At 75.1% G+C, this 20,248-nt stretch carries 18 protein-coding genes; 12 read left to right on the top strand and 6 right to left on the bottom strand.

The genetic code is table 11. From position 1 onward, the window contains the following. The 3 genes from ABT299_RS48775 to ABT299_RS48765 all read right to left on the bottom strand — a co-directional run. The coding region (locus ABT299_RS48775; protein WP_500254990.1) for a branched-chain amino acid ABC transporter ATP-binding protein/permease at positions 1 to 1,498 on the bottom strand (1,498 nt) is incomplete at its 3' end. Then, on the bottom strand, positions 1,495 to 2,394 hold the full coding sequence (locus tag ABT299_RS48770) for a branched-chain amino acid ABC transporter permease (protein WP_500254989.1): 900 nt from the start codon (positions 2,392 to 2,394) through the stop codon (positions 1,495 to 1,497). The genes ABT299_RS48770 and ABT299_RS48775, both read right to left, overlap by 4 nt. Positions 2,395 to 2,404: 10 nt before the next feature. Beyond that, positions 2,405 to 3,613, bottom strand: coding sequence for a branched-chain amino acid ABC transporter substrate-binding protein (locus tag ABT299_RS48765; RefSeq protein WP_500254988.1), 1,209 nt, complete (start codon positions 3,611 to 3,613; stop codon positions 2,405 to 2,407). A 157-nt stretch (positions 3,614 to 3,770) separates the two neighbouring features. Between ABT299_RS48765 and ABT299_RS48760 the strand changes: the two genes are divergently transcribed. The 9 genes from ABT299_RS48760 to ABT299_RS48720 all read left to right on the top strand — a co-directional run bounded on the left by ABT299_RS48760 (position 3,771) and on the right by ABT299_RS48720 (position 13,497). After that, complete coding sequence (locus ABT299_RS48760; RefSeq protein WP_190868912.1) at positions 3,771 to 4,748, top strand: ornithine cyclodeaminase family protein; 978 nt, start codon at positions 3,771 to 3,773, stop codon at positions 4,746 to 4,748. Between the two features lie 159 nt (positions 4,749 to 4,907). Next, on the top strand, positions 4,908 to 5,519 hold the full coding sequence (locus ABT299_RS48755) for a helix-turn-helix domain-containing protein (protein WP_190868911.1): 612 nt from the start codon (positions 4,908 to 4,910) through the stop codon (positions 5,517 to 5,519). A gap of 101 nt (positions 5,520 to 5,620) precedes the next feature. Continuing rightward, positions 5,621 to 6,781, top strand: coding sequence for an NAD(P)/FAD-dependent oxidoreductase (locus ABT299_RS48750; RefSeq protein ID WP_500254987.1), 1,161 nt, complete (start codon positions 5,621 to 5,623; stop codon positions 6,779 to 6,781). Then, positions 6,778 to 7,092: a (2Fe-2S)-binding protein gene (locus tag ABT299_RS48745; RefSeq protein WP_433255217.1), complete on the top strand. Its 315-nt coding sequence runs from the start codon at positions 6,778 to 6,780 to the stop codon at positions 7,090 to 7,092. Before ABT299_RS48750 ends, ABT299_RS48745 begins: the two co-directional genes overlap by 4 nt. Further along, positions 7,089 to 8,546 carry an FAD/NAD(P)-dependent oxidoreductase gene (locus ABT299_RS48740; RefSeq protein WP_500254986.1) on the top strand — a complete coding sequence of 486 codons (1,458 nt, stop codon included), beginning with the start codon at positions 7,089 to 7,091 and terminating at the stop codon, positions 8,544 to 8,546. Before ABT299_RS48745 ends, ABT299_RS48740 begins: the two co-directional genes overlap by 4 nt. Next, positions 8,543 to 9,472 carry a dihydrodipicolinate synthase family protein gene (locus ABT299_RS48735; RefSeq protein ID WP_387019235.1) on the top strand — a complete coding sequence of 310 codons (930 nt, stop codon included), beginning with the start codon at positions 8,543 to 8,545 and terminating at the stop codon, positions 9,470 to 9,472. Before ABT299_RS48740 ends, ABT299_RS48735 begins: the two co-directional genes overlap by 4 nt. Continuing rightward, positions 9,472 to 10,473 (top strand): proline racemase family protein, encoded by a 1,002-nt coding sequence (locus tag ABT299_RS48730; RefSeq protein ID WP_500254985.1) that lies wholly within the window; start codon positions 9,472 to 9,474, stop codon positions 10,471 to 10,473. Before ABT299_RS48735 ends, ABT299_RS48730 begins: the two co-directional genes overlap by 1 nt. A gap of 139 nt (positions 10,474 to 10,612) precedes the next feature. Continuing rightward, the gene (locus ABT299_RS48725) at positions 10,613 to 12,100 is read left to right on the top strand and encodes an amino acid permease (protein ID WP_500254984.1); all 1,488 of its coding nucleotides are present in this window, start codon (positions 10,613 to 10,615) and stop codon (positions 12,098 to 12,100) included. Beyond that, positions 12,097 to 13,497 (top strand): aldehyde dehydrogenase (NADP(+)), encoded by a 1,401-nt coding sequence (locus ABT299_RS48720; protein ID WP_387019227.1) that lies wholly within the window; start codon positions 12,097 to 12,099, stop codon positions 13,495 to 13,497. The genes ABT299_RS48725 and ABT299_RS48720 overlap by 4 nt, the downstream gene beginning before the upstream one ends. Positions 13,498 to 13,551: 54 nt before the next feature. On the opposite strand, the gene ABT299_RS48715 is transcribed toward ABT299_RS48720, so the two are convergent. Beyond that, positions 13,552 to 14,568, bottom strand: a complete 1,017-nt coding sequence (locus ABT299_RS48715) for an AfsR/SARP family transcriptional regulator (RefSeq protein WP_500254983.1) — start codon at positions 14,566 to 14,568, stop codon at positions 13,552 to 13,554. Between the two features lie 193 nt (positions 14,569 to 14,761). Between ABT299_RS48715 and trxA the strand changes: the two genes are divergently transcribed. Both trxA and ABT299_RS48705 read left to right on the top strand, forming a co-directional pair. Continuing rightward, a complete protein-coding gene (gene trxA, locus ABT299_RS48710; RefSeq protein WP_190868876.1) occupies positions 14,762 to 15,127 on the top strand; it encodes a thioredoxin in 366 nt (121 codons plus the stop codon). Between the two features lie 163 nt (positions 15,128 to 15,290). Beyond that, entirely contained in the window at positions 15,291 to 16,784 is a 1,494-nt protein-coding gene (locus ABT299_RS48705) for a serine/threonine-protein kinase (protein ID WP_500254982.1), read from the top strand. 1 nt (position 16,785) lies between these two features. Here the strand turns inward: ABT299_RS48705 and ABT299_RS48700 are convergent, their stop codons facing one another. Together ABT299_RS48700 and ABT299_RS48695 are read right to left on the bottom strand one after the other, a co-directional pair. After that, entirely contained in the window at positions 16,786 to 17,271 is a 486-nt protein-coding gene (locus ABT299_RS48700) for a cupin domain-containing protein (protein ID WP_500254981.1), read from the bottom strand. Positions 17,272 to 17,339: 68 nt separating this feature from the next. Beyond that, positions 17,340 to 18,716, bottom strand: coding sequence for an NADP-dependent succinic semialdehyde dehydrogenase (locus ABT299_RS48695; RefSeq protein ID WP_500254980.1), 1,377 nt, complete (start codon positions 18,714 to 18,716; stop codon positions 17,340 to 17,342). Between the two features lie 249 nt (positions 18,717 to 18,965). Between ABT299_RS48695 and ABT299_RS48690 the strand changes: the two genes are divergently transcribed. Beyond that, positions 18,966 to 20,243, top strand: coding sequence for an MFS transporter (locus ABT299_RS48690; protein WP_500254979.1), 1,278 nt, complete (start codon positions 18,966 to 18,968; stop codon positions 20,241 to 20,243). Positions 20,244 to 20,248 lie beyond the last annotated feature (5 nt).

The raw sequence follows: 20,248 nt of genomic DNA, 5'->3' as shown, positions 1-20,248 counted from the left end.
CGGGCTCGTCCAGCAGCAGCACCCGCGGCTCGGCGGCGAGCGCCCGCGCGATCTCCAGCCGGCGCCGGTCGCCGTAGGGGAGGCCCCCGGCGGGCCGGTCCGCCGCCCCGGCCAGCCCGACGAAGTCCAGGCAGCGGCGGACCGCGTCGAGGTCGGCGCGGCGCGGCGGCCGCAGCAGCGCCCGGTCGCGGGCGAACCGGCCGATCAGCACGTTCTCGGCGACGGTCATCTCGTCGAACAGCCGGATGCTCTGGAACGTGCGGGCCAGCCCGGCGGCGGCGACCCGGTGCGGGGACAGCCCGCGCACCCGCCGCCCGGCGAGCGCGACGGTGCCCGCCGACGGCGGGATCAGCCCGGTGATGCAGTTGAACGCGGTGGTCTTGCCCGCCCCGTTCGGGCCGATCACGCTCACCACCTGCCCGGCGGCGGCGCGCAGCCGCAGGTCCTCGACGGCCGTCACGCCGCCGAACTCCCGGGACAGGCCGTCCACCTCCAGCAGCGCGCCCGGCCCGGCCGGGGCGGGCCGCGCTTCGGCCGGCGCCCGCGCGGGCAGCCGGAACCGGCGCGGGCGGGCCGGCCACACGCCCTGCGGCCGCAGGATCACGATGACGATGAGCAGCAGCGCGAAGAACAGCCCCCGGTACTCCTGCACGGTCCGCAGCGCCTCGGGGAGCGCGACGATGACGATCGCGCCGATCATCACGCCGGGCCGGCTGCCCATCCCGCCGATGATGACCACCAGCAGGACCATCAGCGAGGTCAGGAACGTGAAGCTGGACGGGTCGACGGTGCCGAGCTGCGCCGCGTTCAGCGGGCCGGCGACCGCGCCGACGGCGGCGCCGAGGACGTAGGCGAGCAGCTTCACCCGCCGGGACGGGACGCCGACCGCCTCGGCGGCGGTGTCGTCGGAGCGGATCGCCCGCCACGCGTACGCCAGCCGCGACCGCGCCAGCAGGCCCGTCAGGACCAGCACGGCGACGAAGAACGCGAGCGCCAGGTGGAAGAAGCCGGCGGGCGTGACGACCTGCCGTCCGGCGACCGAGACCGGCGGGATCCCGGTCAGCCCGTTCGGGCCGCCGGTGACGTCCAGGTTCACCACCGTGATCCGGATGATCTCGCCGAAGCCGAGGGTGACGATCGCGAGGTAGTCGCTGCGCAGCCGCAGCGTCGGGTACCCGATCACGACCCCGGCGGCGGCCGCGGCGAGCACCGCCGCCGGCAGCGTCAGCCAGAAGTTCCAGTCCAGCTTCACCATCAGCAGCCCGGACGTGTACGCGCCGATCGCGAAGAACGCCGCGAAGCCGAGGTCCAGCAGCCCGGCGTAGCCGACGACGATGTTGATGCCGAGCCCGAGGATCGCGTAGATGAGGATCGTCCCGGCGACGGTGACCTGGTAGTCGTCCATCACCTGCCCGCCGGCCAGCGTGAGCACGACCAGCAGCGGCCAGCCCCCGTACCGGAGCGCCAGGTCCCGGCGCGGCGGGTTCCCGGCCCTCATGCGCGCTCCACGACGCGCTCGCCGAACAGCCCGGTCGGCCGCAGCGCCAGCACCGCGATCAGCAGCCCGAAGATGATCACATCGGTCCAGCGGGACGAGACGTACCCGGCGGCGAACGACTGGACGAGCCCGATGCACACGCCCGCGACCATCGTCCCCGGCAGGTTCCCGATGCCGCCGAGCACCGCGGCGGTGAACGCGCGAAGCCCGATCAGGAACCCCATCCCGAAGCTGATCTGCACGTAGTACAGCCCGTACATGACGCCGGCGGCGCCCGCGAGCAGGGAGCCGGCGAAGAACGTGACGAGGATGAGCCGCTCGACGTCGATGCCCTGCAGCCGCGCGGCGTCCCGGTCCATCGCCAGCGCCCGCATCGCGGTGCCGGTGACGGTCCGGGTGACGAACAGCCACAGCCCCGCCATCAGCGCCACCGACAGCAGCACGAGCGCGAGCTGGCCGTAGGTGACGCGGACGGTCCCGCTGAAGATCCGGCCGCCGTCCAGCACCCCGGGGTACGACTTGAACCGGGCGTGCGTCAGGTCCTTCACGCCCTCCTCCAGCGCCAGCGACACCCCGATCGCGGAGATCAGCAGCGCCAGCCGGGGCGAGGACAGCAGCGGGACGTAGGCGGCGCGGGCGATCCCGGTGCCGACCAGGCCGGTGGCGAGAGCGCCCGCCACCACCGCGGCGAGCACCGCGGGCCAGGCCGACCCGCCGGTCACGCCGAGCGTGGTGAGGACCCCGTACCCGGCGAACGCCCCGATCATGAACACGTCGCCGTGCGCGAAGTTGATCAGCCGCACCACGCCGTAGATCATCGAGTAGCCGAGCGCGATCAGCGCCAGGAACGCCCCGATGGTCATGCCGTTCACCAGGTACTGGACGAACTCGCTCATGCCGCCGCGCTCATGAGGTCTTGGCGTCCACCCAGGCGCCGCTCTTGTCGAGCTTCTTGTAGGCGGTGAACGCGCCGTTCTGCACGTGGACGGTGATGTACAGCGGGTCGGTCCGGTCGCCCTTCGCGTCGAAGGTGATGGGGCCGGTGATGCCGGGGAAGTCCCTGACGCCGTGCAGCCCCTTGATGATGTCGGCGCCCTTCGTCCCGGTCTGCCCGATGACCTTCGCGAGGACCTTCACCGCGTCGTACTCGTAGACGGAGAACGGCCCGGGGTCGGCGCCGTTCTTCGCCTTGTAGGCGGACACGAACCCCGACGCGGCGGGCAGGTCCTTGGCGAGCGGCGCGGTGGTGGCGATGTAGCCGTCCGCCGCGGAGCCGGCGGTCTTCAGGACGGTCGCGTCGGTCGTCGCGTCCCCGCCCATCAGCGTGAACCTCAGGCCGAGCTGCTTGCGCTGCTTCATCAGCAGGCCCGCCTCGGCGTAGTAGCCGGTGAAGTACAGCACGTCCGGCCTCGTCGAGGCGACCTTCGTCAGGACCGGGCTGTAGTCGGACTGGCCGGGCTGCAGCGCGTCCTCGTAGACGACCTGCCCGCCGGCCTGCTTCACCGAGGCCGCCGCGGCGTCCGCGAGGCCCTTGGCGTAGGTGGTGTTGTCGTGCAGCAGCGCGACGCGCCTCGCGCCGAGCGGGCCGGTCATGAACTTCGCCGCGACCAGGCCCTGGTTGTCGTCGCGCCCGCACGTCCGGAACACCTTGCCCTTGCCGCTGTCGGTCAGCGACGGGTTGGTGGAGGCGTCCATGACGAACGGCACGCTCCGCCGCCCGTAGATCGGGATCGCGGGCACCGCCGCGCCCGAGCAGTAGCCGCCGGCGACCGCGACCACGCCGCTGTTGAGCAGCTTCTGCGCGGCCTGCGCGCCCTGCTGCGCGCTGCACTGGTCGTCCGCCTGGACGATCTTGATCTTCTTGCCCTGCACCCCGCCGGCCTTGTTGACCTCGTCGGCGGCGACCTTCGCCGCGGCGAGGATGTCCTGGCCGGCGGACGCGGAGTCGCCGCTCAGCGGGGCCGGCACGCCGATCTTGACCTCGCCGGATCCGCCGGATCCGCCGGAGCCGCCCGACCCGCAGCCGGCGGCGAGCGGGACCAGCAGCAGCCCGGCGCCGGCCGCCGCGAGCCCGTGCGACCGCGCTCCGCGGCGCCGTGGTTTCGTGGACGTCATCGGTGCTCCCTCGCTCGTCAGGCGGGTTGGCAAAAGCGTGATCCGTCGACGGACGGCCGTCGAGACGACGAAGCATGCGATCTCATGTCGTGATCGGTAAGCACCGCTTGCCCTTCCGGGCTCGACAGCGCGGGGCGCGGCTCGCGAGGATCGCCGCATGGCCGACGTCCTGCTGCTGTCCGCCGCCGACGTGCGCGCGGTGTTCGACCTGCCGGCCGCGATCGGGTCGCAGCGCGCCGCGTTCGCGGCGCTCGGCACGGGAGAGGCGCGGCTCGCGCCGCGGGTCCTGCTGGACGGGCCGGACGGCGCGGTCGCGTTCGGCTACCTGTCGCGGCTCCCCGGGACCGGCGCGGTCGCGAAGTTCGGCAGCGTCACGCCGGGCAACGCCGCGCGCGGCCTGCCGACCGTCGCGGCGCTGGTGACCGTGCAGGACCCGGTGGACGGGCGGCCCGTCGCGATCATCGAGGGCGAGGCGGTCACGACCCTGCGGACGGCCGCGGCGAGCGCGGTGGCCGCCGACCACCTCGCGGCCCCGGGCGCGTCCCGGCTCGCCGTGGTCGGCTGCGGCGTCCAGGGCCGCGCGCACGTGCGGGCCATGCTCCGGGTGCGTCCGGTCGAGCGGGTGACCGTGGCCTGCCGCAACGCCGGGACGTGCGGCGCCGCCGCCGAGTTGGCCGCGGAGCTGGACCTGCCGGTCGAGGGGACCGGGGACGTCCGCGCCGCCGTCGCCGGCGCGGACATCGTCGTCACCGCGACGACCAGCGCGGAGCCGGTCGTCCTCGGCGAGTGGCTCGAACCGGGCTGCACGGTGCTGAGCGTCGGCTCGTTCGCGCCCGACCGCAGCGAGGTCGACGGCGCGCTCCTCGCCCGCGCGGCGGCCGTCGTCGTGGACGACGTGGCCACCGCCGTGCGGCAGGCCGGCCCGATCGTGGCGGCCCTGCGCGACGGCCGGCTCGGCGAGGACCGGATCCGGGCCCTCGGCCCGATCGCCGCCGGCCTCGCGCCCGGCCGGGACGCGGCCGGCGACGTGGTCTTCTACAACAGCGTCGGGCTGGGCGTGCAGGACGCCGCGGCCGCCGCCGTCATCGTGGACCGCGCCCGCGCCGCCGGGGCGGGCAGGCTGGTGGCGCTGTAGCGGGCCGATCCGCCGGGCCGATCCGCCGGGCCGATCCGCCGGGCCGATCCGCCGGGCCGATCCGCCCGGCGCGCGGCGCCGTCGGTAAACTACGTGTTCGTTAAAGCGAACGCAAGGGACGCGGGCGATCGGCGTCCCGCGGGCGAAGGGGGCGGGCACGTGGGCGGTCCGGGCGAATCGGTGCGGGACGTGCTGGCGGGCAACCTGCGCCGCGCGCGGCTGGAGCTCGGGCTGTCGCTGTCGGAGCTGTCGCGCCGGTCGAAGATCGGAAAGGCGACGCTCTCCCAGCTGGAGGCGGGCGCCGGCAATCCCACCATCGAGACGGTGTTCAGCCTGTCGCGCGCCCTGGAGGTGCCGATCTCCGACCTGCTGGACCACCAGGAGCCGTCCGGGCTGACCGTGGTGCGCGGCGCCGACGTCGAGGTGCTGCGCGGCGAGGGCGTCGACCTGCGGCCGCTGCGCGGCATCGAGTCCGGCGGAGCGATCTTCGAGGTGTACGACCAGCAGGTCAGGGCCGACTCCCGGCAGGACTCGCTGGGCCATGTCGGGACCGAGCACACGATCGTGCAGGCGGGCCGGCTCGGCGTTCGGGTGGACGACCGGGACGTGGAGCTCGGGCCCGGCGACTACGTGAGCTTCGATGCGCGGCTGCCGCACACCTACACCGCCCTGGGCGGGCCCGTCCGCTCCGTGCTGCTCCTGCAGTACCGCTCTGACCAGCGGCTTCACGCGACGCCCGCGGAACCGCCGCACCTGGTCGAGACGCCGTGACGGCGGTCTCATCCGCGCGTTGACAGCGCGCGGCGCACCGACATACTCTCGGGATCGTTCGGTTTAACGAACGCCCTGGACGGTGCATGGTGGGAGGGTCGATGACGCGGGTCGTGGTGCTGGGCGCCGGGGTGATCGGTGCGGCCTGCGCCCGCGAGCTGGCCCTCGCGGGATGCGCGGTCACGGTCGTCGACCGGTCCGGTCCCGCCGCGGGCACCACCGCGCACGGCGAGGGCAACGTCCTGGTCTCCGACAAGGGGCCCGGCCCCGAGCTGGAGCTGGCGAAGCTGTCCCGCGAGCTGTGGCCCGCGATCCTGGACGGCGACCCGAACGCCGGCGCCGCCGAATGGGACCCCAAGGGCGGCATCGTCGTCGCGACCACGCCCGAGGGCGCCGGCGCGCTCGCCGAGTTCGCCGAGGGCCAGCGCAAGGCCGGGGTGATCGCCGAGGAGATGGACGCCGCCGCGCTCGCCGCCGCCGAGCCCCACCTCACCCGCGACATCGCGATGGCCGTCCGCTACCCCGAGGACGCGCAGGTGCAGCCCGCCGGCGCCGCGACCGCCCTGCTGGCCGCCGCCGTCCGCGCCGGAGCCGAGCTGCGCACCGGCCGCGAGGTGCTCGGCGCCGTCCGCCGGCGCGGCCGGATCACCGGCGTCCGCACCTCCGCCGGGACGATCGAGGGCGACGCGGTCGTCAACGCCGCCGGGCCCTGGTCGGGGGAGGTGGCGAAGAGGCTCGGCGTCCGGCTCGACGTGCGGCCCCGGCGCGGCGAGGTGCTGGTGACCGCGCCGATGCCGCCGACCGTCTTCCACAAGGTCTACGACGCCGACTACGTCGGCGCCGTCGGCAGCGCCGCCGAGGACCTCCAGGCGTCCGCGGTCGTCGAGGCCACCCGCGGCGGCACGATCCTGCTCGGCTCGTCGCGCCGCCGCGTCGGGTTCGACGACCGGCTCCGCCCCGAGGTGCTGTCGGTCATCGCCGCCAAGGCGCTCCGGCTGTTCCCGATGCTCGCCGGCGTGCCGGTGATCCGCGCCTACGGCGGGTTCCGCCCGTTCGTCCCCGACCATCTGCCGGTCATCGGCGCCGACCCGGAACTGGACGGCCTCTGGCACGCCACCGGGCACGAGGGCGCCGGGATCGGGCTGTCCGCCGGGACCGCCGCCGTGCTGCGCGACCTGATGCTCGGCCGCGAGCCCGCGATCGACGCGGCGCCGTTCCGCGCCGACCGGCCCGCCGTCCAGTCCGAAGGAGAGAACCTGTGAGCGCGAGACTCGTGCCCGCGGCCGGGGACGCGGCCGGGCGCCGCCCCGACGTCCCGCTGCGGATCACCGTGGACGGCGAGCCCGTCGACGGCGTCGCCGGGCAGACGATCGCCGGCGTGCTGCTCGCCTCCGGGCGCCGCACCTGGCGGTCCGGGCCGTCCGGCGCCCCGCGCGGCGTGTTCTGCGGGATCGGCGCCTGCTTCGACTGCCTCGTCACCGTCAACGGCGTCCGCGACGTGCGGGCCTGCCGCCGCCGCGCCCACGACGGCGACGCCGTCGCCACCCAGTCCCGGGCGGAGGACGCCCGATGAGCCGCGTCGTGGTCGTCGGCGCCGGGCCCGCCGGTCTCGGTGCCGCGGCGGGCGCGCTGCGCGCCGGTGCGGACGTCACGCTGATCGACGCGTCCGAGCACCCCGGCGGCCAGTACCACCGGATGCTCCCCGACGCGTTCGCCGCCGAGCGCCCCGGACGCCTGCACCACGGCTGGCGCGGCTTCGAGCGGCTCCGCGACCACGTCCTCGGGCATCCGCGCTGCGACTGGTGGCCGGAGAGCACCGTCTGGTCGCTCGAACGGCCCGACGAGGGCGCGCCGATCGTCCACGTACTGCGCGGCGAGGCCGACGCCGCCGGACGCGAGCGCCGCGTCCTGCGCCCGGACGCGCTGGTCCTCGCGCCCGGCGCCCACGACCGCGTCCTGCCGTTCCCGGGATGGGAGCTGCCCGGCGTCTACACAGCCGGTGCCGCGCAGGCGCTCGCCAAGGGGGAGCGCCTCATCGTCGGCGACCCCGTCCTGATCGCCGGTTCTGGACCGTTCCTTCTCCCGGTCGCCGCGTCACTGATCGAGGCCGGCGCCACCGTCACGGAGGTGCTGGAGGCCAACCCCGCCGCGACCGTCGCGCGCGGCTGGGCCCGCCGCCCGTGGGAGCTGGCCTCGCAGGCCGGCAAGGCCGGGGAGCTCGCCGAGTACGCGGGGCTGCTGGCCCGGCACCGCGTCCCGTACCGGACGGGCCGCGCCGTGATCGAGGCCCGGGGCGACGGGCGCGTGGAAGAGGCGGTCACGGCGCGGCTGCGTCCCGACTGGTCGGTCGTCCCCGGCACCGAGCGCACCGTCCCGGTGGACGCGCTGTGCGTCACCCACGGCTTCAGCCCGCAGCTCGAACTGCCCGTCGCGGCCGGCTGCGCGCTCACCCGCGCGCCCGGCGGCGCCTTCACCGAGGTGGACGCCGACCAGCGCACCACCGCGCCCGGCGTCTACGCGGCCGGCGAGATCACCGGCATCGGCGGGGCGCCCGCCGCCCGCACCGAGGGCCTGCTCGCCGGCTGGATCGCCGGGGGAGGCGACCCCGCCGCCCGCGAGGCGGCCGCGCTGCGCCGCCGCCGCGACCGGGCCCGCGCGTTCGCCGCCCGGCTCGCCGCCGCCCACCCGATCGGCGCGGCCTGGCCCGGCTGGCTGCGCGACGAGACCGTCGTCTGCCGCTGCGAGGAGACCACCTGCGGCTCCCTGCGCCGCGCGGCCGGCGAGAAGGCGGGCGGGTCCGCCCGCGCGGTCAAGCTCGGCACCCGCGCCGGGCTCGGACCGTGCCAGGCCCGCATCTGCGGCCCCACGGTCGCCGACCTGCTCTCCGGCACGGTGCCCGGGGCGAACCCCCATCACCGTCCCATCGCCCAGCCCATCCGGCTCGGCGAACTCGCAAGCCCTCCCATCGAGAACACCGACAACACCGATAACCCCAGGAACCCCGACCAGAAAGAGAGCGCCCGATGAGCGACACCAAGCTCCTCAGCCTCGGCGGCGTCATCGTTGCGACGGCGCTGCCCTACTACGAGGACGCCACCGCTCCCGCCGGGCTCGCCGTCGACTACGACAAGTACGCCGAGCACTGCCGCTGGCTCGTCGACAACGGCTGCCGCGGCGTCGGACCGAACGGCTCCCTCGGCGAGTACTCCTCGCTGACCGACGAGGAGCGCCGCCGCGTCGCCCGCACCGCCGTCGAGGCCGTCGGCCAGGACGGCGTCGTCGTGGTCGGCGTGCACGGCCCCGGCTCCCACCAGGCCAGGCACTGGACCGAGCTGGCAGCCGAGGACGGCGCGCACGGCGTGCTGTGCCTCCCCCCGACGATGTACCGGGCCAACCGCGGCGAGGTCATCGCCCACTACGAGGCCGTCGCGTCCGTCGGGCTGCCCGTCATGGTCTACAACAACCCGATCGACACCAAGGTCGACCTCACCCCCGACCTGCTCGCCGAGATCGCGCAGATCGAGAACATCGTCGCGGTCAAGGAGTTCTCCGGCGACGTCCGCCGCGTCCTGGAGATCAAGGAGAAGGCCCCCGGCCTGGAGGTCGTCGCCGGCGCCGACGACGTCACCCTGGAGGCGCTGCTGATGGGCGCCACCGGCTGGTTCGCCGGCTTCCCGAACGTGTTCCCGGCCGAGTCCGCGCTGCTGTACGAGCTCGCCACCACCGGGAAGCTGGAGGAGGCCCGCGCCCTGTACGAGCCGCTCGTCGCCGCGTTCCGGTGGGACTCGCGCACCGAGTTCGTCCAGGCGATCAAGCTCGGCATGGAGCAGGTCGGCCGGTACGGCGGCCCCTGCCGCCCGCCGCGCGGCCCGCTCACCGACGAGCACCGCGCCGGCGTCACCGCCGACATGGCCCGCGCCATCGAGGCCCTCGCCCAGCGGCAGGCCGCCTGATGCGCTCGGCCCGGTCGATCACCGCGGTCGACTCGCACACCGAGGGCATGCCGACCCGCGTCGTCACCGGCGGCGTCGCGCCCATCCCGGGCGGGACGATGGCCGAGCGCCGCCGGCACGCCGTCGAGCACCTCGACGGGCTGCGCCGGTTCCTCGTGGACGAGCCGCGCGGCCACCCCGCGATGAGCGGGGCGCTGCTCCAGCCGCCGACCCGGCCGGACGCCGACTGGGGCGTGGTGTACATCGAGGTCAGCGGGTTCCTGCCGATGTGCGGGCACGGCACCATCGGGGTCGCGACCGTGCTGGTCGAGACCGGGATGGTCGAGGTGACCGAGCCGGAGACGATCGTCCGGCTGGACACCCCGGCCGGGCTCGTCGAGGCCCGCGTCGCGGTCCGCGACGGCGTCGCCGAGAACGTCACGCTCCGCAACGTCCCGGCGTTCGCGCTGCGCCGGGACGCCGTCGTCGACGTGCCGGGCCTCGGCGAGGTCCGCTACGACATGGCGTACGGCGGCAACTTCTACGCCATCACCGAGCTGGAGCGGCTCGGGCTGCCGTTCGACCGGGCCCGCAAGGACGACATCCTCAAGGCCGGGCTCGCGATCATGGAGGCGATCAACGAGACCGACCGCCCGGTGCACCCCGGCGACCCGCTGATCGGCGGCTGCAAGCACGTGCAGTTCCTCGCGCCCGGCTCGGACGCGAAGCGCTCCCGGAACGCCATGGCGATCCACCCCGGCTGGTTCGACCGGTCGCCGTGCGGCACCGGCACGTCCGCGCGGATGGCGCAGCTGCACGCGCGCGGCGAGCTGCCGCTGCACACCGAGTTCGTGAACGAGTCGTTCATCGGCACCCGGTTCACCGGCCGGCTCGTCGGCACCGCCGAGGCCGGCGGGCTGCCCGCGGTGATCCCCGAGTTCACCGGCCGCGCCTGGATCACCGGCAACGCCACCTACCTGCTCGACCCCGCCGATCCCTTCCCCGAGGGCTTCGTCCTCTAGCCCGATCGGCCTTTCCCGTTCCGGGGCCGCGGCCCCCGTCCGGGCTCCGCACGGCGGCCGGCCGAACCGCGCCGGCCGCCGCACCACCCACCCCTGGTAACCCCTGACCCATCCGGGAGGGACCGTCATGTCCCAAGCCATGCCGAAAACGCCGCCCTCGGCCGATCCGGCCGCACGCGGGCTCTTCACCCGAGCGGGAATCTTCCGCCTGAAGCCGGTCGACTCGTCGGAGGAGGAGACCGCCGGCGGCCTGCGCCGCACCATGGGCCTGTGGCAGCTCGTCGCGCTCAGCCTCGGCGGCCTCGTCGGCGCCGGCGTGTTCTCGCTCGCCGGCGTCGTCGCGCACGACGACGCCGGCCCCGGCGTGATGATCTCGTTCCTCATCGCGATCATCGCCAGCAGCGCCGCCGCGCTCTGCTACGCCGAGTTCGCCGGGCTCATCCCGAAGGCCGGCTCCGCCTACACCTACTCCTACGCCGCGCTCGGCGAGGCGGTCGGCTGGGCGATCGGCTGGGACCTGCTGCTGGAGTACACCGCGATCGTCGCGGTCGTCGCCATCGCCATCTCCGGCTACCTGTCGTACATCCTCGACCAGGTCGGCCTCGACATCCCGCACTGGGCGCTCGGCGCGCCCGGCACCGGCTCCGGCCACAAGGTCGACCTGTTCGCCGCGCTGCTGTGCCTGCTGCTGGCGTTCGTGCTGTCGCGCGGGACGAAGGAGTCGGCGCGGTTCGAGACGATCCTCGTCGTCGTGAAGCTCGGCATCGTCGCCCTGGTCGTGATCGCGGGAGCGTTCCACATCTCCGGCGGCAACTTCAGCCCGTTCCTGCCCTTCGGCATCGGCGGCGCGATCTCCGGCGCCGCCACCACGTTCTTCGCCGTCTACGGCTACGACGCGATGAGCGCCGCGGCCGAGGAGAGCGCCGAGGCCAAGAAGGTGCTGCCGAAGGCGATCGTCATCTCGCTCGCCATCGCGGCCGTCATCTACCTGCTCGTCTGCATCGTGCTGCTGGGCATGCAGGACTACCGGCACATCGACGTCAAGAGCCCGTTCTCCAGCGCGCTCGCCTCCGTCGGCCTCGCCGGCCTCGGCACGGTCGTCGCGGTCGGCGCCGTCATCGGCATCACCACCTCCGCGCTGGCGAACATGCTCGCCGTCACCCGCGTCTGGTTCTCGATGAGCCGGGACGGGCTGCTGCCCGCCTACTTCGCCAGGAACCACCCGAAGCGGCAGGTCCCCGACCGCGTCATCTGGCTCGTCGGGATCGGCTCGGCGGTCATCGCCGGGTTCCTGCCGATCAAGGAGGCCGCCGACCTCACCAACATCGGCATCCTGATGGCGTTCATCGTGGTCGCCGTCGCGGTCGTGGTGATGCGCCGGACCCGGCCGGACCTGCCGCGCTCGTTCCGCACCCCCTGGGTGCCGCTGGTGCCGCTGGTCGGCATCGGCTTCTCGATCTGGCTGATCGCCAACCTCGACTGGGTCATGTGGGTCCGGTTCGTGGTCTGGATGCTGCTCGGCCTGATCGTCTACGCGTTCTACGGGTACCGGAACTCGGTGGAGAATCGGGGTTCGGGGACCGTCCGCACCACCCCGCACGCCGGGGACGAAGGGAGCACCTCATGACACCGGACCAGGCCGTCGCCGCCGCCGTGTCCGCCGCGGCCGGATGGGCCGCGGCCCCTCCCCAGGAGCGCGCCGAGGGCCTGACCGCGATCGCGGACGCCCTGGAGGCCGCCCGCGCCGAGCTGGTCGCCCTCGCCGACGAGGAGAGCCACCTGGGCGAGACCCGGCTGAACGGCGAGCTCACCCGCACCACGTTCCAGCTGAGGCTGTTCGCCGACCAGGTGCGGGAGGGCGCGTTCTACGACGCCCGCATCGACCGCCCCGACCCGCAGTGGCCGAGCGGGCCCCGGCCCGACCTGCGCCGCTACCGGACGGCGCTCGGCCCGGTGCTGGTGTTCGCCGCCAGCAACTTCCCGTTCGCGTTCAGCGTCGCGGGCGGCGACACCGCCTCCGCGCTCGCCGCCGGCTGCCCCGTCGTGCTCAAGGCGCACCCCGGCCACCCCCGGCTGTCCCGCCGCACCGCCGAGATCATCGCCGGCGCCGGGCTGCCGGACGGCGTGTTCGGCCTGATCGAGGGCGAGGCGGAGGGCGTCGAGGCGCTGCGGCACCCCGGCATCGCCGCCGCCGCGTTCACCGGCTCGGAGAAGGGCGGCCTCGCCCTCGCGAAGATCGCGGCGGAGCGGCCGACCCCGATCCCGTTCTTCGGCGAGCTCGGCAGCGTCAACCCGACCGTGGTGACCCCGCGCGCCGCCGAGACGCGGCCCGACGAGATCGCGCAGGGCTACGCCGCGTCCCTCACCCTGGGCGCCGGGCAGTTCTGCACCAACCCGGGCCTGCTGTTCGCGCCCGAGGCGCTGGTGGACGAGATCGCCGAGCGGCTGCGCGGCGTCGCCGCCGCGCCGATGCTGAACGACCGCATCGAGGCCGGCTTCCTGTCGGTCTCCGACGCGCTCGGCGGCCGCCCCGGCGTCCGCCGCGTCGTGTGGCCGGAGGACGGGGCGTCCACCGCGCCGCGCCTGCTGACCATGGACCTCGCGGCGTTCCGCGCCGACGCCGACGCCGCCGGGCAGGAGTGCTTCGGCCCGCTCGGCCTCGTCGTCACCTACGACGACCTCGCCGACGTCGCCGACGCCGTCGCCGCGCTGCCCGGCCAGCTCACCACGTCGCTGCACGCCGAGCAGGACGAGACCGGCGACCTCGCCGCGCTCACCGGCGTGCTCGCGGACCGCAGCGGGCGCGTGCTGTGGAACCAGTGGCCCACCGGCGTCGCCGTCAGCTACGCGATGGAGCACGGCGGGCCGTACCCGGCCACGACCGCGCCCGCCACCACGTCGGTCGGCACGGCCGCGATCGAGCGGTTCCTGCGGCCCGTCGCCTTCCAGGGCTGGCCGCAGGAGCTGCTGCCGCCGCCGCTGCGCGACGACAACCCGTGGAAGGTCCCGCAGACCGTCCACTGAGCGAGCCGCCGGAGCGCCGGCCCCGGGCTGAGGCAGGGCCGGGCCGGCGCTCCGTCAGCGGGAGCCGAGGGCGCGCAGCAGCTCGCCGGCCGCGTCGTCGAGCGCGGCGATCAGCCGGCGCCCGGCGAGGATGCTGTGGCACAGCGCGGCCCGCTCGGCGTCCTCCGCCGGCAGGTCGGCGTCCAGCGCCCGCATGAACCGTTCGAGGACCTCCGCCGGCCGCACCGGCGGCGCGAGGGCCGGGTCGCCCGCGAGGATCGCCCGCTGCAGCTCCCGCAGGCCCGGGCCGGGATCCAGCCCGGCCTCCTCGGCGAGGACCCGCCGCGCGTCGCCGAAGGCGCGCAGCGCGTCCGCCTGCCGCCCCGACCGGTACAGCGCCGTCATCAGCCGCTCCCACAGCTCCTCGCGCAGCGGGTGCCGCGCCGTCAGCGCGCACAGCTCCGGCACGAGCGCCGCGTGCCGGCCGAGCCGCAGCTCCGCGTCGATCCGGTCGCGCAGCGCCGCGAGCCGGGCCTCGGCGAGGCGCCGCGCCTCGGCCCGCACCAGCGGGACGTCCGGCACGCCCGCGTAGGCGTCCTCGCCGCGCCAGGCGGCCGCCGCGTCGCGCAGCAGCCGCGCCGCGCGGGCGTCGTCGCCCCGCCGGGCCGCCGCGCCGCCCTCCCGGACGAGCCGTTCGAAGGCGTGCGCGTCCAGCTCGCCGGGCCGCACCCGCAGCAGGTAGCCCGGCCCCGTCCGCACGATCCGGTCCGGGTCGCCGAGCGCGCGGCGCAGCCGGTGCACGTACGACTGGACGTTCTTCGTGGCCGACTTCGGCGGCTCCTCGCCCCACAGGGCGTCCACCAGCGTCTCCAGCGCGACGGGCCGGTTCGGGCCGCACAGCAGCGCCGCCAGCAGCCCGCGCGTCTTCGGGGTGCCGAGCCGCACGGGCCCGGCCGCGCCGCGCACCCGCAGCGACCCGAGCACCTCGAAGCGGACGGCGGACCGCGCCGCGCCCTCCCGGGCGCCGCCCGGCCGCCCCGTCGCGGTGATCCCGGCGCCGCTCGCTCTCGCAAGGACTCTCGTACCCGACATGAGCCGCCTTCCAGGACGGGGTGAGCCTCGTTCCGGACGGTAATGAACGGCGATTTCGTCTCGCTTACACCGCGCCCTGACACGTCCGTACGGGCGTAATCGCCCGGTCGCGCGGCGCCCGCGCGGCCGCGGGGAATCGCGCCGCCCGGGCCGGTGTTGCCGTAGCGGTAAGGACCCTGAGAGGAGAACGGTGATGGCTACGAAGGCCCTGACGCGCGAGACGTTCGACGAGACCGTCGGCGGCGACGGCATGGTGCTGGTCGACTTCTGGGCGTCCTGGTGCGGGCCGTGCCGCCAGTTCGCCCCCGTGTACGAGCGGGTGTCGGAGAAGCACCCGGACGTCGTCTTCGCCAAGGTCGACACCGAGGCCGAGCAGGACCTCGCGGCGGCCTTCCAGATCAGCTCGATCCCGACGCTGATGGTCGTCCGGGACCGGGTGGTGCTGTACTCCCAGCCGGGCGCGCTGCCGGAGGAGGCCCTGGAGGACCTCATCTCGCAGGCCCGCGCCCTCGACATGGACGAGGTGCGGCGCGAGGCGGAGGCCCACAAGAGCGCCTGACCCGCTCTGGTCCGCCCTGACCGGCCCTGACCTGCTCTGACCCGCCCCGGCCCGCGCACCGCGCGGGCCGGGCCCTTGGCCGCCATCGGACGCTTCGCGCCCGCGGCGGCCATCGGCGTCCCGCGTTGTGCACCATGTGAGGCAGGCGGCCGCGGGAGGCGACATGGTCAGGCGCGACGCGCCGCTCGGCCCCCTGGAGGCGGGCGACCCCGCCGCCACGGGGCCGTACGTGCTCCTCGGCAGGCTCGGGTCGGGCTCCATGGGCCGCGTCTACCTGGGCCGCTCCGCGGCGGGGCGGCTCGTCGCGGTCAAGACGATCCGGGCCGAGCTGGCCCGCGAGACCGACTTCCGCGCCCGCTTCGCGCACGAGGCCGCGGCGGCCCGGCGGGTCAGCGGGATCTACACCGCCTCGGTCGTGAACGCCGACCCCGACGCCGCGGTGCCCTGGCTCGCGACGGCGTACGTCCCGGCGCCCTCGCTGGAGCTGCTGGTCGCGGAGGCGGGGCCGCTGCCCGTCGCGGCGGTGCGGTGGCTGGCGGGCGGATGCGCGGAGGCGCTCGAGTCGATCCACGCGGCGGGCCTCGTCCACCGCGATCTCAAGCCGTCCAACGTGCTGGTGTGCGCGGACGGGCCGCGGGTGATCGACTTCGGCCTGGCGCACGCGCGGGAGCGGGCCCGGATGACGCTCAGCCGCGTCGCGGTCGGCACCCCCGCGTTCATGGCGCCCGAGCAGGCGCAGGGGTCGCGGGTCGTGACGGCCGCGAGCGACGTCTACGCGCTGGGCGCGACCCTGCTGTACGCGGCGACCGGGCACGGCCCCTACCGGGGCGAGGGCGTGCTGGAGCTGATGGCGCAGCTCGCCACCCTGCCGCCGGACCTGTCCGGGCTCGCCGTGGAGCTGGAGACGCTGGTGCGCGGCTGCCTGGCCCGCGACCCCGGACGGCGGCCGTCGCCCGGGGACGTGCTGGCGTCGGTGGCGGAGTACCTGCGCCACGGCCGCGACGAGCCCGGCCTGTCCGGCACGGCGCTGGGCCTGGTCAGGGACTACGCGGCGGGACCGCGGCTCCCGGTCGCCGAACCGGGGCCGGAGGGTCCGCGGCCCGAGGACCCCGTGGCGGTGCGGGAGCGCCCGCCAGTGGTGATCGGAGGCGCGCGGGACGGCCGGTCGTCGGCCTCGACGGCGCGGACGTTCTTCCGCGAGCCCCGCAACACGATCGCCTCGGTGGCCGCGGTCGTGCTGATCGGCGTCGGCGCGCTGCTGGCCCGGACCTTCTGGTCGGGCGGCGACTCCGCCGGGACGTCCCCGGACGCGGGACGGCCGCCCGCCGGGAGGGCGGCGGAACCGCCGGCCCCGCTGGGCGGCGCCGGCGACCGCCCCACCGGGGACCCGCGGATCGTCGTCAACCAGCCGCAGGGCGACGGCGCGACGGTCTTCGTCGTGCACGGGACGGGCTGGCGCCCGGGGGAGCGCATCCAGGTGAGCCTCGACGGCTACGGCGAGCGCCCCGGACCGGTCGTCGACCACATGGGCACCTTCAACTACGCGGTGAACCAGGCCCACGAGTTCGTGGCGGGCCCGCTGCCCCTCGGCACGCACACCTTCTCCGCCGGCGCCGGGGGCGCTCCCGCCCGCACGACGTTCCGGGTCGTCCCCTAGGTCAGGACCGGGCCTCGGTCCATTCGGGGCTGTCGAGGAAGTGGTTGTCGAACCGCTCCTGCGACTCCAGCAGCTCGTCCAGCGTCGCCTCGCCCTTCCCGAGCCGGCCGAGCAGCCGGAAGTAGTCGAACCGCTCGACGCCCGGCGTGATGACGATCAGCAGGTCGGCGGTGGTGCCGGGCTTGGCGGCGAACGCGTGCGCCATCCTCGGCGGCACCACGACGAGGTCGCCCTCGCCGGCCTCCAGCACCTGCTCCCCGGCGAGGATCTGCGCGGTGCCGCCCAGCATGTAGAACAGCTCCGTGGACCCGGCGTGGTAGTGCGGGGTCGCCCCGTTCCCGCCGGCCGCCAGCGTCACCCGCTGGGTGCTGAGCGCGCCGCCGGTGCTGCTGGAGTCGGCGAGCAGCCGCACCGCCGCGGGCACGTCCCCGATCGTCTCGACCTCGTCCCCCCGGACCACGACCGCGCCCTGCTCGATCCGCGTCACAGCGCCACCTCCGCGGCCAGCCTAGCCCTTGGCGATCACGGCCGCCGACGATCGCGCGCCGCTGGCGATCAGGCCGCCCATACGGTCTTGACGTTGCAGAACGCGTGCATGCCCTGGGCGGACAGCTCGCGCCCGTACCCGGACCGCTTCACGCCGCCGAAGGGCAGCTCCGGGTAGGACGTGGTCATCCCGTTGACGAAGACCTGGCCCGCGTCCAGCTCGCGGACGAACAGCTCCCGCTCGCCCTCGTCCCGCGTCCAGGCGTTGGACCCGAGGCCGAACCCGGTGGCGTTCGCCAGCTCGACGGCCTCCTCCGCGCCGTCGACCCGGAACAGCGACGCCACCGGCCCGAAGACCTCCTCGTGGAACATCCGCATGTCCCGCGTCACGCCGCCGATCACCGTCGGCGGGTAGTACCAGCCGGGACGGTCCGGGCGCTCGCCCCCGCACAGCACGGTCGCGCCCTTGCCCACCGCGTCGGCGACCAGCTCCTCGACGTCGGCGCGGCCCTGCTCGCTGACCAGCGGGCCGACGTCGGTGTCCTCGTCCATGGGGTCGCCGACCTTCAGCGCCCGCATGTTCGCCACGAACAGCCGCTCGAACTCGTCGGCGCAGCCGCGGTCGACGATGAACCGCTTGGCGGAGATGCAGCTCTGCCCGTTGTTCAGGCAGCGGGACGTGGCCGCCGCCTCCGCGGCCGCCGCGAGGTCGGCCGACGGCATCACGACGAACGGGTCGCTGCCGCCGAGCTCCAGCACCGTCGGCTTGATCTCGTCCCCGGCGATCGCGGCGACCGACCGCCCCGCCGGTTCGCTGCCCGTCAGCGTGGCCGCCTTGACCCGCGGGTCGCGCAGCACCCGCTCGACCTTCGCCGAGCCGATCAGCAGGGTCTGGAACGCGCCCTCGGGGAACCCCGCGCGGCGGAACAGGTCCTCCAGGAACAGCGCCGTCTGCGGGACGTTCGAGGAGTGCTTCAGCAGGCCCACGTTGCCCGCCATCAGCCCCGGCGCGGCGAAGCGGATCACCTGCCAGAGCGGGAAGTTCCACGGCATCACCGCCAGCACGGGCCCGAGCGGCTGGTAGCGGACGTAGGCGTCCCGGGCCCCCACCGCCTCGGGGTCGGCGGGCCGGTCGGCGAGGAACTCCGCGGCGTGCGCGGCGTAGTACCGGCACGCCTTCGCGCACTTGCGCGCCTCGGCGATCGCGGCCTTGAGCGTCTTGCCCATCTCGGTGGTGAGCATCGCGCCGATCTGCTCGGCCTCGTCGTCCAGGATGCGGCCGGCGGCGTTCATCCATTCCGCGCGGCGCCCGAGGCCGGTCGTGCGGTACGCGGCGAACGTCTCGGCGGCCCGCCCGATGCGCCGGTCGATCTCCTCGTCGGTCAGCTCGTCGAAGGTCTTCTCCACGTCCCCGGTCGCGGGATTGGTGGTGGCGATCGTCGTCATGTCCGGATGCTCCCTGGGTGTCCGCCTGTTCATCGGGGACGTGCCCGTGCGCCCTCCCAGGAAACACGGCGGCGGGCGGCCGCGGCGGGCGGGATCCCCGGCGGGGCGGGGGCTCCGGGCCGGTTCGCCGCTCCCCGAGCCTGACCTGGTCAAACGTGACATGGCTCACGCACTTCCCTTGACCGGAACGTTCCATCGAAGCGGTGGCGTTTAACCCCCTTTGACAGTGCCTTTGAAGGGGAGAGGACCTTGGCGATCCCGGTGATGCTGCGCTCGATGCGCCATCACAACTACCGGCTCTGGGCCACCGCGGACTTCGTCTCGATCACCGGGACGTGGATGCAGGTCCTGGCGATGAACTGGCTCATCCTGTCCATCACCCACTCGGCCACCAGCGTCGGGCTGGGCCTGGTCCTGCAGGCCCTGCCGACCATGCTGCTCGGCCCGTGGGGCGGCGTGATCGCCGACCGGCTCCCCGCCCGGTACGTCGTGGCGGCCGGGCAGATCGCCCAGGCGGCGCTGTCCACGGTGCTCGCGGTGATCGCCGCCGGCGACCCGTCCGGCACCGGCGGCCTGTACGCGATCTCGCTGGCGTCGGGCATGGTCACCGCGATGACCTCGCCCGCGCTCGGCCGGTTCGGCGCCGAGGTCGTCGGCCCGGAGGACCTGTCCAACGGCCTGGCGCTCGGCTCGGTGCTGAGCTCCGGCGGCCGGATCCTCGGCATGAGCCTCGCCGGCGTGATCATCCCGCTGGCGGGCGTGCCCGGCGCGTTCGCGGCCAACGCGGTGAGCTTCCTCGGCGTGCTGGTCGCCATCGGGCTGATGCGCACCAGGGAGCTGCACGTGCTGCCGCCCGCCGAGCCGGGCGAGCGCGGCATCGTCGCCGGGTTCCGGTACGTCCTCGGCAACCCCCGCCTGCTGATCATGTTCGGGCTGGCCTTCGCGCTCGGCAGCCTGGGTCGCAACTACCAGGTGACGATGGCGGCGATGAGCCAGGGGCCGCTGCACGGCGGCGCCGGCGGCTACGGCGCCCTGTCGGTGCTCTTCGCCGTCGGTACCGTCCTCGGCGGCGTGTACGCCGCGTCCCGCACCCGGCTCCCGCTCAGGCTGCTGCTGATCACGGCGACGATCTGCTCCGCGGGCCAGCTGCTCAGCGGTTTCGCGCCGAACCTGGCGCTGTTCGGCGCCGCGATGCTGCCGATCGCGGCCGGCGCCGTCGTCCTGGACACCACCGTCGCCACCCGCGTCCAGCTGGACAGCCCCGGCCACCTGCGCGGCCGCGTCATCGCCGCGCAGGGCATGGTCGGCGCCGCGTCCGGCGCGGTGGGCGGCCCCGCGCTCGGCGCGCTCTGCGACACCCTCGGCCCCCGCGCCGCGCTCATGCTGGCCGGTGTCGTCTGCCTGGTCGTCGCGTCCGCCGCCGCCTACGGCTTCGCCCGCGTGCGCCGCACCCGCGCGGCCGTGGCGACCACGCCGGCTCCGGCCGCGCCGGCCCCGGCGCCCGCGCTGGCTGCGGCCGAGGCCTGACCGGC

The organism is Spirillospora sp. NPDC000708 (assembly GCF_040299565.1).
GTDB lineage: Bacteria > Actinomycetota > Actinomycetes > Streptosporangiales > Streptosporangiaceae > Spirillospora.
The sequence above is the reverse complement of the archived record's forward strand: the minus strand, read 5'-3'. Positions and strand labels throughout refer to the sequence as shown.

What these genes read in the sequence shown, in the direction of transcription:
- ABT299_RS48735 (WP_387019235.1), top strand. Translation starts at nt 8,543, where the DNA reads ATGAGCGACACCAAGCTCCTCAGCCTCGGCGGCGTCATCGTTGCGACG.
- ABT299_RS48695 (WP_500254980.1), bottom strand. Translation starts at nt 18,716, where the DNA reads ATGACGACGATCGCCACCACCAATCCCGCGACCGGGGACGTGGAGAAG.
- ABT299_RS48750 (WP_500254987.1), top strand. Translation starts at nt 5,621, where the DNA reads ATGACGCGGGTCGTGGTGCTGGGCGCCGGGGTGATCGGTGCGGCCTGC.
- ABT299_RS48760 (WP_190868912.1), top strand. Translation starts at nt 3,771, where the DNA reads ATGGCCGACGTCCTGCTGCTGTCCGCCGCCGACGTGCGCGCGGTGTTC.
- ABT299_RS48720 (WP_387019227.1), top strand. Translation starts at nt 12,097, where the DNA reads ATGACACCGGACCAGGCCGTCGCCGCCGCCGTGTCCGCCGCGGCCGGA.
- ABT299_RS48705 (WP_500254982.1), top strand. Translation starts at nt 15,291, where the DNA reads ATGGTCAGGCGCGACGCGCCGCTCGGCCCCCTGGAGGCGGGCGACCCC.
- ABT299_RS48730 (WP_500254985.1), top strand. Translation starts at nt 9,472, where the DNA reads ATGCGCTCGGCCCGGTCGATCACCGCGGTCGACTCGCACACCGAGGGC.
- ABT299_RS48715 (WP_500254983.1), bottom strand. Translation starts at nt 14,568, where the DNA reads ATGTCGGGTACGAGAGTCCTTGCGAGAGCGAGCGGCGCCGGGATCACC.
- trxA (WP_190868876.1), top strand. Translation starts at nt 14,762, where the DNA reads ATGGCTACGAAGGCCCTGACGCGCGAGACGTTCGACGAGACCGTCGGC.
- ABT299_RS48740 (WP_500254986.1), top strand. Translation starts at nt 7,089, where the DNA reads ATGAGCCGCGTCGTGGTCGTCGGCGCCGGGCCCGCCGGTCTCGGTGCC.
- ABT299_RS48770 (WP_500254989.1), bottom strand. Translation starts at nt 2,394, where the DNA reads ATGAGCGAGTTCGTCCAGTACCTGGTGAACGGCATGACCATCGGGGCG.
- ABT299_RS48765 (WP_500254988.1), bottom strand. Translation starts at nt 3,613, where the DNA reads ATGACGTCCACGAAACCACGGCGCCGCGGAGCGCGGTCGCACGGGCTC.
- ABT299_RS48725 (WP_500254984.1), top strand. Translation starts at nt 10,613, where the DNA reads ATGCCGAAAACGCCGCCCTCGGCCGATCCGGCCGCACGCGGGCTCTTC.